Annotated in this window: 7 protein-coding genes and 1 pseudogene; all 8 read right to left on the reverse strand. The window is 65.9% G+C overall.

Annotated features, from left to right (window positions below):
- Window positions 1-56 precede the first annotated feature (56 nt).
- The gene (locus BH683_RS14660; protein WP_084837007.1) at window positions 57-1,562 is read right to left on the reverse strand and encodes a glutamate synthase subunit beta; all 1,506 of its coding nucleotides are present in this window, start codon (window positions 1,560-1,562) and stop codon (window positions 57-59) included.
- Entirely contained in the window at window positions 1,555-6,126 is a 4,572-nt protein-coding gene (gene gltB, locus BH683_RS14665; protein ID WP_084837008.1) for a glutamate synthase large subunit, read from the reverse strand. Before gltB ends, BH683_RS14660 begins: the two co-directional genes overlap by 8 nt.
- Before the next feature lie 517 nt (window positions 6,127-6,643).
- A pseudogene (gene lgt / locus BH683_RS14670) lies at window positions 6,644-7,510 on the reverse strand (prolipoprotein diacylglyceryl transferase); the annotation flags it as partial.
- Window positions 7,507-8,334: a tryptophan synthase subunit alpha gene (gene trpA, locus BH683_RS14675; RefSeq protein WP_084837127.1), complete on the reverse strand. Its 828-nt coding sequence runs from the start codon at window positions 8,332-8,334 to the stop codon at window positions 7,507-7,509. The gene trpA and the pseudogene lgt, both read right to left, overlap by 4 nt.
- Window positions 8,327-9,601, reverse strand: coding sequence for a tryptophan synthase subunit beta (gene trpB, locus BH683_RS14680; protein ID WP_084837010.1), 1,275 nt, complete (start codon window positions 9,599-9,601; stop codon window positions 8,327-8,329). Before trpB ends, trpA begins: the two co-directional genes overlap by 8 nt.
- 16 nt (window positions 9,602-9,617) lie before the next feature.
- A complete protein-coding gene (gene trpC, locus BH683_RS14685; RefSeq protein WP_084837011.1) occupies window positions 9,618-10,436 on the reverse strand; it encodes an indole-3-glycerol phosphate synthase TrpC in 819 nt (272 codons plus the stop codon).
- Between the two features lie 148 nt (window positions 10,437-10,584).
- On the reverse strand, window positions 10,585-11,376 hold the full coding sequence (locus BH683_RS14690; protein WP_084837128.1) for a Trp biosynthesis-associated membrane protein: 792 nt from the start codon (window positions 11,374-11,376) through the stop codon (window positions 10,585-10,587).
- Window positions 11,369-12,928 (reverse strand): anthranilate synthase component I, encoded by a 1,560-nt coding sequence (locus BH683_RS14695; RefSeq protein WP_094647499.1) that lies wholly within the window; start codon window positions 12,926-12,928, stop codon window positions 11,369-11,371. Before BH683_RS14695 ends, BH683_RS14690 begins: the two co-directional genes overlap by 8 nt.
- Window positions 12,929-12,950 lie beyond the last annotated feature (22 nt).

Below are 12,950 nucleotides of genomic sequence, written 5' to 3' on the forward strand. Positions count from 1 at the left end.
GACGTCACCCATAATTCGCTGTGTTAAGCAGATGGGCTTCCTGCGGAAATACGTTCTCAGCGGACTGACAGCGGCAGCGCCGCCGGGTGCACCGGTGAGGGCAGGTCCGATTCGCCCATCAGGAACTCGTCCACGCCTCGCGCGGCGGCGCGACCCTCTGCGATCGCCCAGACCACCAGCGAGGCACCCCGGTGCGCGTCGCCGCATACGAAGACGCCCGGAACGTCGGTCTGCCAGTCGCTGCCACAGGCAAGCGCACCGCGACCGTTCGGGGCCAAGTCGAGCTCTGACAGCAGTTCGGTGCGTTCCACACCCTCGAAACCGATCGCGAAAAGCGCCAGGCCGCAGGGCAATTCGAACTCGTCACCGATAGGGACGACGGTACGGTTCCCGTGGTCGTCGCGCTGGACCGTCACCTCTGCCAGCACCATCGCGATGACGTTGCCGTCCTCGTCGCCGACGAAGCGCTGCACCGCGACCTCATAGCGACGGGAGCCGCCCTCGGCGTGCGCGGACGAACTACGCAGGACGAGCGGCCAGGTCGGCCACGGCGATCTGTCGTCGTCGCGGTCCGACGGCAGTTCCGGGTTGTAGTCGAGTTGGGTGACCGACGCCGCGCCCTGACGATGCGCGGTCCCGAGACAGTCGGCACCGGTGTCACCGCCGCCGATGATCACGACGTGCTTGCCCTTCGCGGTGATCGGCGACGGTCCGTCGCCCTCACACTCCCGATTGGCGGGCACCAGATGCTCCATGGCCAGATGAACGCCGCGGAGGTCTCTCCCGGGCACCCCGGTGTTGTCCCGGGCCGCCAGTGCGCCCACCGCGAGCACGACCGCGTCGAATCGCTCCCGGAGGTCATCGACGGTCAGATCGACGCCTACGTTGCACCCGGTGACGAACTCGGTGCCCTCGGCCCGCATCTGCCCCAGCCGACGATCGACGTCCGATTTCTGCAGCTTGTATTCGGGGATGCCGTATCGCAGCAAGCCACCGAGCCGATCGTCACGCTCGAAGACGGTCACGGTGTGGCCGGCGCGGGTGAGCTGTTGCGCAGCGGCGAGCCCGGCCGGACCTGAACCGACCACGGCGACGGTCTTCCCCGAATGCATCATCGATGTCTGCGGACCGACCAGGCCCTCGCGCCAGGCCTCTTCGGCGATCGTCTTCTCGATTCGCTTGATGGTGACACTGCCGCCCGTGGTCGCCTGCGAGATCGACAGCACGCACGCGGACTCGCACGGGGCCGGGCAGATCTTTCCGGTGAACTCCGGGAAGTTGTTCGTCGCATGCAGACGATCGCTGGCGGCGTCCCACCGGCCACGGCGCACCAGGTCGTTCCATTCCGGGATCAGGTTCCCGAGCGGGCAACCCGCCGTCCCGGAATGACAGAACGGGATCCCGCAGTCCATACAACGACGCGCTTGTTCGGCAACGTTCTCGTTTTCTTTGAGGGGGTCGTTGTCGGCGTACACATCCCGCCAGTCGTTGACCCGCTCGTACACCGGCCGGGTGACCGCTTCGGCCTTGCCGACCTCGAGAAATCCGCGCGGGTCAGCCACGAGCCGCCTCCATGATCGCTGAATCCACGTCTCGTCCTTCCGCTTCGGCCATACGCGCGGCGTCGAGCACACGCTGATAATCGGTGGGCATCACCTTGGTGAACTTCCGGCTGCGCCGGGGCCAGTCGGCGAGCATCGAGGCCCCCACCGCCGATCCCGTCAGCTCCACATGCCGACTCACCTGATCGTGCAGGAAGAGCAGATCGTCAGGGTCAGGGCTCTGCAAATCCACCATCGCCTGATTCACCTTCGACGAATCCAGGTGGTAGACGAACGCGATCCCACCGGACATACCGGCAGCGAGGTTGCGGCCCGTGGGCCCGAGGATGATCACGCGGCCGCCGGTCATGTACTCGCACGCGTGGTCGCCGACACCTTCGACCACGGCGACGGCGCCTGAGTTGCGGACGGAGAATCGCTCCCCCACCCGTCCCCGTAGATACACCTGACCGCTGGTGGCGCCGTAGAGGATGGTGTTGCCGGCGATCACCTGATCCTCGGCGACGAACGTGGCGTCGGCATGCGGTTTGACCACGATCTTGCCGCCGCACAGACCTTTTCCTACGTAGTCGTTGGCGTCACCGGTGAGCGACAGCGTGACCCCGGGCGGCAAGAACGCGCCGAGCGACTGACCGGCAGAACCGGTCAGCGACACCGTGATCGTGTCCTCGGCCAATCCATCGGCACCGTATCTGCGGGTGACCTCAGAGCCGAGCAGAGTCCCCACCGTGCGGTTGACGTTGCGCACCGGGAGATCGAGGTGCACCGGGTGTGCGTCCTCGAGTGCTCCCTCGGACAACTGGATCAGGGTCTGATCGAGCGCCTTGTCCAGGGCGTGATCCTGTCCCCGCATCCGGCGACGCGGTGAGTCGCTCACCGGCATCTGGAAAATCGGAGACAGGTCCAGTCCCTTCGACTTCCAGTGCGCCACCCCGGGGGCGGTGTGCAGCGCGTCGGAGCGCCCGATCGCCTCGTCCAGGGTGCGGAAGCCGAGCATCGCGAGATGCTCCCGCACGTCTTCGGCGATGAACTTGAAGAAGTTCACGATGTGCTCGGCCTGGCCTGTGAACCGCGCGCGCAACTTCGGATTCTGGGTCGCGACGCCGACCGGGCAGGTGTCGAGATGGCAGACACGCATCATGATGCACCCGGCGACGATCAACGGTGCGGTGGAGAATCCGTACTCCTCCGCACCGAGCAGCGCTGCCACCATCACGTCGCGTCCGGTGCGCAAGGCACCGTCGCACTGCACCGTGATGCGATCGCGTAAACCGTTGAGCATCAAGGTCTGTTGCGCGTCGGCCAGCCCGATCTCCCACGGTGTACCGGCATGCTTGAGCGAGGTCAGCGGCGACGCACCGGTGCCGCCGTCGTGCCCGGAGATGAGTACCACGTCGGCGTGCGCCTTCGACACGCCTGTCGCCACCGTGCCCACACCCATCGCGCTGACCAGCTTCACGTGGATCCGCGCCTGTGAGTTGGCATTCTTGAGGTCGTGGATCAACTGGGCCAGATCCTCGATGGAGTAGATGTCGTGATGCGGCGGCGGCGAGATCAGCGCGACTCCGGGCGTGGAGTGCCTGGTCTTGGCGATCCACGGATACACCTTGTAGGCCGGGAGTTGGCCGCCCTCACCAGGTTTGGCACCCTGGGCCATCTTGATCTGGATGTCGGTCCCGTTGATGAGGTAGTCGCTGGTCACGCCGAACCGCCCGGAGGCGACCTGTTTGACCGCGCTGCGCCGCATCGGGTCGTAGAGCCGGTCGGTGTCCTCCCCTCCCTCTCCCGAGTTCGACCGGCCCCCGATGGTGTTCATCGCGATCGCGATCGTCTCGTGGGCTTCGGCCGAGATCGAGCCGTAGCTCATCGCACCGGTGTTGAACCGCTTCATGATCGATTCGACCGACTCGACCTCCTCGAGGGGTACGGGTTCTCTTCCCTGCGTGTCGAACTCGAACAATCCGCGCAACGTTCCGCCCTCGCGCGAGAGCCGGTTCACCTCGTCGGTGTACTTGCGATACACGTCGGTTCTTCCCGACTTCGAGGCATGCTGCAGGAGGAAGACCGTCTCGGGGCTGAACAGGTGGAGTTCGCCTTCACGCCGGTACTGGTATTCGCCGCCGATCTCGAGACGTCGATAGACCTGCTCGGTGGGATTGGGCGGGTACGCCCGGTGGTGGCGCAGGCGTACCTCCTCCGCGATCTCGTCGAGACCCACACCACCGATCCGCGACACGGTGCGGGTGAAGTACTCCCGGACGAGATCGCCTGAGAGCCCGACAGCTTCGAAACACTGTGCCGCCGTGTACGACCCGACAGTCGAGATACCCATCTTGCTCATCACCTTGAGCACACCTTTGCCCAGCCCCTGCAGGTAGTTCCGCACCGCCTTCGATGCCGCCACACCGGTGAGCTCGCCCTCCCGGACGAGATCCTCGATGGTCTCGAACGCCAGGTAAGGGTTCACCGCTGCCGCGCCGAAACCGATCAGCAGCGCCACGTGGTGGACCTCACGCGCATCGGCGCTCTCCACGACGAGCGCCACCCGCGTCCGCTCTTTTGTCCGCACCAGATGGTGGTGTACGGCCGAGGTGGCCAACAGAGACGGGATGGGAGCGTTGTCGCGATCGGTTTCCCGGTCGCTGATGACCAGGGTGTGGAAGCCGCTCGCAATGGCCTCGCTGGCCCGCGTCCGCAGGTCCGCCAGCGCGCGTTCGAGTCCTGGTCCACCTTCGGCGACCGGGTAGTGCGCCCGCAACACCTTCGCGGACAGTCCACGGTGGTTGCCCTCGTCGTTGATGTGCACGATCTTGGCGAGCTCGTCGTTGTCCAGGACCGGCCACGGCAGCAGGATCTGCCTACACGACGCCGCAGTCGGCTCCAGCAGGTTCTGTTCAGGCCCCATGACGCGGGCCATCGAGGTGACGATCTCTTCCCGGATCGCGTCGAGCGGCGGGTTGGTCACCTGCGCGAACAGCTCGACGAAATAGTCGTAGAGCAACCTCGAACGCTGCGAGAGCACAGCGATCGGGGTGTCGGTGCCCATGGAACCCAGAGCTTCGTAACCCGAGGCGGCCATGGGTGCGATCAGCACCCGCAAATCTTCCTCGGTGTACCCGAAAGAGACCTGCCGCCGCACCACCGAGTCGTGGGTCGGGATGAACCGCGGGCGTTGCGGCAGCCGAGCCAGTTCGAGCAGGCCGGCATGCAGCCACTCCTCGTACGGTCGTTCGTCGATCAGTTGACCCTTGATCTCGGCATCCGGGATCCTTCGTCCGGCAGCGGTGTCGATCAGGAACATCTTGCCCGGTTCCAGCCGGCCCTTGGCGACGATGTCTTCGCTCTTGATGTCGAGGACACCGGCTTCGGACGCGAGCACCACCTTGCCGTCACGGGTCTGCCACCAGCGCCCGGGACGCAGGCCGTTGCGGTCGAGAACGGCCCCGACGAGCGTGCCGTCGGTGAAGGTGACACACGCCGGCCCGTCCCACGCCTCCATCAACGACGAATGGAACTGCAGGAAGGCACGACGGCGTGGGTCCATGTCGGGGACGTTCTCCCACGCCTCGGGGACCATCATCATCACGCAGTGCGGGACGCTGCGACCACCGAGGTGCAGCAGTTCGAGAACCTCGTCGAGGGACGCGGAGTCGGACGCTTCGGGGGTACAGATGGGGAACAACCGGGTCAGGTCGCCGGGGATCAGGTCGGTCTCGAGCAGCGCCTCGCGGGCACGCATACGGTTGCGGTTGCCGCGGACCGTGTTGATCTCACCGTTGTGGGCGACGAACCGGAACGGGTGGGCCAGCGGCCAGGACGGGAAGGTATTGGTCGAGAACCGGGAGTGCACGATCGCGATCGCGCTCTCGGTGCGATCGTCGCGCAGATCGGTGTAGAACAGCGGCAGCTGCATCGTGGTGAGCATGCCCTTGTAGACGATGGTGCGGCTCGACAACGAGGCGAAATACAGCCCGCTGCCGTCGGCCTCCAACTCCGGGGTGACGCGTTCGGAACGCTTGCGCAGCGGAAAGACCAGGCGGTCGAGGTCGAGTCCCGACGGCGCGGTGCCGTCGGCGTTCAGCGGTCCGCTGACGAACAGCTGACTCATGTACGGCATACAACCCCGGGCGGTGTGACCTATGTCGGCGGCATCCACCTCGACCGGGAGTTCGCGCCACCCGAGAATCGTGATGTTCTCCTCGGCAGCGATCTCCTCGACCCGCGCGACCGCTCGCTCCCTGGCCGCCGGATCCGCGGGCAGGAAACAGTTGCCGACGGCGAAGGTGTTCTCGCCGTTCAGGTTCACCGGGGGCAGGTCGAAGTCGACGACCTCACGCAGGAACGCGTGTGGGACCTGCATCAAGATGCCCGCGCCGTCGCCGCTGTTGGTCTCGGCTCCGGCGGCACCACGGTGATCTAGGTTCTCGAGAGCCAGCAACCCGTCGGCGACGATCTCGTGACTGCGTCGGCCGTGGATGTCCGCGACCATCGCGACACCGCACGAATCGACTTCCAAGTCGGGGTCGTACAGACCCTGGGCTTCCGGGAGCTGAGAGAACAGCAAATCCGACCTCCACGCCTAGGCCCTCGACATCGCGAGGAACCAGCCAGTAATCCTCAGGACGTCACTGGCCCGTGGGGTGAATATGCGCACCTGCGAAAATCACAAGTGAGCGAATGCCGATGATATCAGGCAAGTATCGGGTGAGCCGACCCTAAGCGGACTCGTCGCCGTCACCGGTTGCGGTGTCCGGGTTGGCCTTCCGGTACGGCTGCGCCGCCGAGTCCAATTTGGAGTCGGCGGGATCGGCGGGATCGGCGTCCTCGGGGTACGCAGGGGGCTTCGGCGCGGTCTCGACAGGCTCGGTCTCGAGCTTTGCAGGCTCAGCAGTTTTGGTCTCGGGCTCGGCAGTCTTGGGCTCGGCAGTCTTGGACTCCGGCTCGGCAGTCTTGGTCTTGGTCTCGGGCTCAGCAGTCTTGGTCTTGGTGGCGACCGGTCCGGTCTTTGTCGCGACAGGAGCGTCATCCTCGACGAAGCCGTCCACCGGATCCTCGCTGAGCTCGGGATCCGGACCACTGCCCGGGTGGTAGACCTCGGCCGGGGTCTCGCGGCCTTTGGGCGCGAGCACCACGTAGATGGCCGCACATGCGAACACGATGGCCGCGGTGAACAGATTGATGCGAATGCCCCAGAGTTCGGTGGCGGCGTCGGTGCGCAGCGTCTCGATGACAAAACGCCCCAGGCAGTAACCGGCCACGTACAGGGCGAACAACCGCCCGTGTCCGATCCGGAACCGACGGTCGATGAAGACGAGCGCCAACACGACCAGCACGTTCCACAGCAGCTCATAGAGGAACGTCGGCTGCACGACCGCGTAGACCACACCCGTGGATTTACCGTCGATCAAACCAGGGCTGGTGAAGCCTGACGAGTCGGAGCGTTCGAAGATCTCCAGGCCCCACGGCAGGTCGGTGCGATCGCCGTACAACTCTTGGTTGAAGTAGTTTCCGAGTCGGCCGATCGCCTGCGCCAGCAGAATTCCGGGCGCGATGGCGTCACCGAACGGAGGCAGTTTGATTCCGGCCCGGCGGGCACCGATCCAGGCTCCGAGTGCACCGAAGGCCACCGCACCCCAGATACCGAGCCCACCATCCCAGATCTTGAGGGCGTCGATCGGGCTCTTCGGTCCGTCCCCGAAGTAGGTGTTCCAGTCGGTCAAGACGTGGTAGATCCGCCCACCGATCAGGCCGAAGGGCACCGCCCAGATCGCGACATCGAGAACTTCACCGTCGCGTCCACCGCGGGCCACCCAGCGTCGGTTGCCCCAGAAGATGGCAACGATGATCCCGACGATGATGCACAGCGCGTAGGCCCGTAGTGGAAACGGCCCGATGTTCCACACTCCCTGCGACGGACTGGGGATGTAGGCCAGGACCTCGGTGCTCACGAATGAACCTCGGCGCCTTCGGTGTGGCCGGCCCGGACACCTTCTGCCAATTCGGCGGTGAGCGCTCGGAGCGCCTCGGAACTCTCGGAGACGGCGCTGACCAATGCGGAGCCGACGATCACGCCATCGGCGTAACCCGCGATCTCCGCGGCCTGCTTCTTGTTCCGAACGCCGAGACCCACACCGATCGGTATGTCGGAGTGCAGCCGGACCCGGGCACAGAGCTCGGGGGCCATCGTCGACACGCTGTCGCGGGCGCCGGTGACACCCATGGTGGAGGCCGCATAGACGAATCCACTGCTCGCCTCGAGTGTCATCGCGAGCCGCTCCTCCGTCGACGACGGGGCGACGAGAAAAATCCGGTCGAGGTCATGCTCGTGCGAGGCGGCGATCCACTGGTCGGCCTCTTCAGGGATCAGGTTGGGGGTGATCAAACCGAGTCCTCCGGCCCCGGCGAGATCGCGGGCAAACGCATCGATGCCGTACGCCAGCACCGGGTTCCAGTAGGTCATGACCACCGCGCTGCCACCGGCTTCGGAGATCGCCTCGACGGCCTTGAAGACGTCCTTGACACGAATCCCTTGGCGCAGTGCCTGTTCGGCGGCTTCCTGGATGGTGGGCCCGTCCATCACCGGGTCGGAGTACGGGACGCCGACCTCGATGATGTCGCAGCCGGCCTCGACCATCGTGCGCATCGCGTCGAGCGAGCCCGGCAGGTCGGGGTACCCGACCGGCAGGTAACCGATGAGGGCGCTTCGTTTTTCGTCACGACACCGGGCGAACAGCGGTCCCAGCCGAGAATCGGCCGAGTGGGATTCAGGCATGACCATCCACTTCGAAGAGTCCGAACCATTTGGCGGCGGTGTCGACGTCCTTGTCGCCACGCCCGGACAGATTGACCACGATGATCGAGTCGGCGCCGAGCTCGGGACCCAGTTTGAGGGCACCGGCGACGGCGTGCGCCGATTCGATGGCCGGGATGATGCCCTCTTTGCGGCTGAGCAGAGCCAGGGCGTCCATTGCCTCGGTGTCGGTGATCGGCCGGTATTCGGCCCTGCCGATGTCCTTGAGGTAGGCATGCTCCGGTCCGACGCCCGGGTAGTCCAGACCCGCCGAGATCGAGTGCGATTCGGTGGTCTGCCCGTCGATGTCCTGCAGGAGATACGAGTAGGCGCCCTGGAAGGCACCGGGGGTTCCGCCGGCGAAGGTTGCGGCGTGTCTGCCCGTTTCGACACCGTCTCCGGCCGCCTCGTAGCCGATCAGCCGAACATCGGTGTCGTCGAGGAACGGATGGAAGATGCCGATCGCATTGGAACCGCCGCCGACACACGCCACAACGGCATCGGGCAACCGGCCCGCGGCCTGCTGTATCTGCTGACGGGCTTCGAGTCCGACCACTCGTTGCAGGTCGCGCACCATCATCGGGAAGGGATGAGGTCCGGCCGCGGTACCGAAGCAGTAATACGTGTCGTGGGCGTTGGTGACCCAGTCACGCATCGCCTCGTTGATGGCGTCCTTCAGCGTTGCCGAACCCGTTTCGACCGACACGACCGACGCGCCCAGCAACCTCATCCGCGCGACGTTGAGCGCCTGCCGCTCGGTGTCCACCCGGCCCATGTAGATGATGCATTCCTGGCCGAGCATTGCGCACGCCGTCGCCGTGGCGACCCCGTGCTGACCGGCACCGGTCTCCGCAATGACCCGGTTCTTGCCCATCTTCTTCGCGAGCAGCGCCTGCCCGAGCACGTTGTTGATCTTGTGGGATCCGGTGTGGTTCAGGTCTTCTCGCTTGAGGAAGATCCGTGCACCACCAGCGAGCTCGGAGAGTCTGGTGGCCTCGTACAACGGCGAGGGCCTGCCGGTGTAATCGCGCTGGAGCCGGTCGAGCTCGCCGAGGAACTCATCATCGGAGCGGACCTTCTCGTACGCGGCGGTGACCTCTTCGATCACCGCCATCAGAGCTTCGGGTACGTGCCGTCCCCCGTAGACACCGAAGTGGCCACCGCGGTCGGGTTCCAGCGAGGTACGACTGACAAGGCCGGCGCTGGCTGAAGGTAGATCGGAAAGGGGTGCGGGAGACGACGACGTCATAAGAGAGACTCAGGGCCTATCGGACTGGTTTGGGGCAGGACGGGTGTGTTCCGGCGGTGACGAGTTCGGAGACGGCCGCACGTGGATCACCGGAGGTGACCAGGCCTTCTCCGACCAGGACCGCGTCGGCACCGGCACCGGCATAGGCCAGTAGATCGGCGGTACCGCGGACTCCGGACTCAGCGATCCGGATCACCTGGGAAGGCAGTCCGGGAGCGATCCGGGAGAAACTGTCACGATCGACTTCGAGGGTCTTGAGATTGCGGGCATTGACACCGACGACGGACGCACCGGCCTGTAAGGCGCGATCCGCCTCTTCCTCGGTGTGCACCTCGACCAGCGCTGTCATCCCGAGCGACTCGGTGCGATCGAGCAGGGCCGAGAGCACGTTCTGCTCCAGCGCGGCCACGATCAGCAGGATGACGTCGGCGCCATGGGCGCGCGCCTCGTGGATCTGGTAAGGGCCGACGATGAAGTCCTTGCGCAGGACCGGGATCTGGACCGCGGCGCGAACGGCATCCAGATCAGCGAGCGATCCGCGGAACCGGCGCTCCTCGGTCAGGACGCTGATGATCCGGGCGCCACCGGCCTCATAGGCCGATGCCAGTGCAGCCGGATCGACGATATCGGCGAGATCCCCTTTGGAAGGGCTTGCCCGCTTCACCTCGGCGATGACCCCGATGCCCGGCTCACGCAGAGCCGCTGCGGCGTCGATGGGGTCCGGTGCAGCTGCGGAGGCTGCCTTGATCGCAGTGAAGTCGATCACTGATTCGCGGGCAGCCACATCGGCCTTGACACCGGCGAGTATTGAGTCGAGGACGGTTTGCGTGCTCATGATCAACCCCTTTCTGACGCGACTGACGAGGTTGCGCCCTGCTTGGTCATGGACACGGCTGCTCGTGTTTTCAGTACACAAAGGGTAGCTGCGACCCCACTGCGACCGGATTCGGGGTACCACCAGCCCACGTGAGTCCCGTCACTTTTCATCGGTCCGCCGGGCCGATGGTCGGATCGTCGCCGGTATCGAGCGCATCCCACAGCAAACGTTCGTTGTTTCCGGAGTCCATCTCGGCAGAGGGCACCGACTTCGATGCCGGCCCGGATTCGTTCGCGCCGTCCTCGTTCGCGGTGGTCGCGGCCTTCTTCTCGGCTGCCCGCTGGGCGAAGACCTGCTCCTCGAGTTCGGCGCGCCGAGCCGCAGGCGACTTGTACTTCGACGACATGGGCGCATCACGAGATGCGATCTGCAGCATGACAACTGCGCCCAGAACCGCGAAGGCGGTACCGAGGCAGACGATCAGCCCGGGCAGGATCGAGGTGTCGACCTGAACAGCCTGGTAGCGGTTGGGCAGATCGATGACGTCCGCGGCGTACGAGGTGTGATCGTCGCCGGTCAGCAGGGTCAGGGCGGGCAGCAAGCCAAGTACGGCGACGGCGGCCACGACGATCGCCGTCAGGCGCAGCGCCCACCCACGCAGCGACGCCGCCGCCGCGATCCCCGCGAGAAGCACCAGTGCGAGTGGTGTCAGGAGCGGCGTCCAGTCCGACCCCTTCACCGTGAAGGTGCGGGGCGGGGCCAGACCGTCGGCTCCGATGAGCTCGGCCCAGGTCATTCGTGACGCGCTCCAGAAAGCCACGGCGGCGAGCCCGAGCAACAACGCGATGATTCCGAGTCGCCTGCCCCGCCCGGCCCTGGCGGTCGCCGTTGCCGGTGTCGCGGGATCCGGCGTCGCCGGGCCCTGTCCGGCAGGTGTCGGGTCTGTGGGCTCACTCATCGCCGGACCCACTCACCCTGGTCATGGTCCCGGCCGCTGCGATGGCCCGCAAGACGGCACTTGCCTTGTTGCTGGCCTCGTTGTACTCGTAGTCCGGCTCACTGTCCGCGACCACTCCCCCGCCCGCCTGCACGTACGCGCGACCCTCCTTGAGGACTGCGGTGCGGATCGCGATCGCGGTGTCGGCGTCGCCCGCGAAGTCGAGGTACCCCACGATGCCGCCGTACAGCCCGCGCCTGGTCTTCTCGTGTTCGTCGATCAACTCCATGGCCCGCACCTTGGGTGCGCCGGTGAGAGTGCCCGCCGGGAAACAGGCGTTGACCGCATCGAGCGCGGTCTTGCCGGACCGCAGATGGCCGGTCACCGTCGACACAAGATGCATGACATGGCTGTAGCGCTCGATGTGCCGATAGTCGCGGACCTCGACCGTGCCCGGTTCGCAGACCCTGCCGAGGTCGTTGCGTCCGAGATCCACGAGCATCAGGTGCTCGGAGTTCTCCTTCTCGTCCGCGAGCAGGTCTTTCTCGAGCAGGACGTCCTCGGATTCGTCGGCGCCCCGCCAGCGGGTACCTGCGATGGGATGGGTGGTGGCCACCGAATCCTTGACGGTCACAAGAGCTTCCGGACTCGAACCCACGATGGTGAAGTCCGGTCCACCATTGCCGGGAACCCGGAGCAAATACATGTAAGGACTGGGGTTGGTCGTGCGCAACACCCGATACACGTCGATCGGGTCGGCGTCGGTCTTCATCTCGAAGCGCATCGAGGGCACCACCTGGAACGCCTCGCCCGCCTCGATCTCCGACACCAGACTCGTCACGATCGTCCCGTACTCCTCGCGGGTGCGCTGGGCCTCGAACTCGGGGACGGCACTGCGGTACGTCGAGACCGTCGACGGCGCAGGCGCGGCGAGGGCCGCAGTCATCGTGTCGAGCCGGGCGACCGCATCGGCATAGGCGTTCTCCGCCCGGTCGTCGGTCCCGTCCCAGTTGACGGCGTTGGCGATCAGCGTGATCGTGCCCTCGTGGTGGTCGACCGCTGCGATGTCGGTTGCCAGGAGCATCAGCATCTCGGGCAACTTCAGGTCGTTGTCGGTGGTGTCGGGGAGGCGTTCGAGACGCCGCACCGCGTCGTAGGCAAGGAAACCCACGAACCCACCGGTCAGCGGCGGCAGGCCGGGGAAGCGATCGGTCGCGAGGATCTTCAAGGACTCGGCCAGGGCAGCCAGCGGGTCTCCGCCGGACGGGGCGCCCGCGGGCTGGGTGCCCCACCACTGTGCTTCGCCGTCCACCGAGGTCAACGCGGCAGGCGAACCTGCTCCGATGAACGACCAGCGCGACCAGGACCGACCGTTCTCCGCTGATTCGAGCAGGAACGTCCCGGGTCGGTCCCCGGCGAGCTTGCGGTAGGCACCCAGTGGCGTCTCCGAGTCGGCGAGCACCTTGCGGGTCACCGGCACCACCCGGTGATCGGCGGCCAGTTCGAGGAACTGTGCCAGCGTGGTGGTGTCTGGGAAGCCGCCTGCAGTTGAGGCGGTGGTCTTGTTCGGCATCGTCACCTAGTGTCCCAGCTCG

The sequence above is a fragment of the Williamsia sp. 1138 genome (assembly GCF_002095435.2).
In the GTDB taxonomy this organism is placed as follows: Bacteria; Actinomycetota; Actinomycetes; order Mycobacteriales; family Mycobacteriaceae; genus Williamsia.

Bases quoted from the DNA above. Each gene is read 5' to 3' on its own strand.
- trpA (WP_084837127.1), bottom strand. From the start codon at position 8,334: ATGCCTGAATCCCACTCGGCCGATTCTCGGCTGGGACCGCTGTTCGCC.
- trpB (WP_084837010.1), bottom strand. From the start codon at position 9,601: ATGACGTCGTCGTCTCCCGCACCCCTTTCCGATCTACCTTCAGCCAGC.
- trpC (WP_084837011.1), bottom strand. From the start codon at position 10,436: ATGAGCACGCAAACCGTCCTCGACTCAATACTCGCCGGTGTCAAGGCC.
- BH683_RS14690 (WP_084837128.1), bottom strand. From the start codon at position 11,376: ATGAGTGAGCCCACAGACCCGACACCTGCCGGACAGGGCCCGGCGACG.
- BH683_RS14695 (WP_094647499.1), bottom strand. From the start codon at position 12,928: ATGCCGAACAAGACCACCGCCTCAACTGCAGGCGGCTTCCCAGACACC.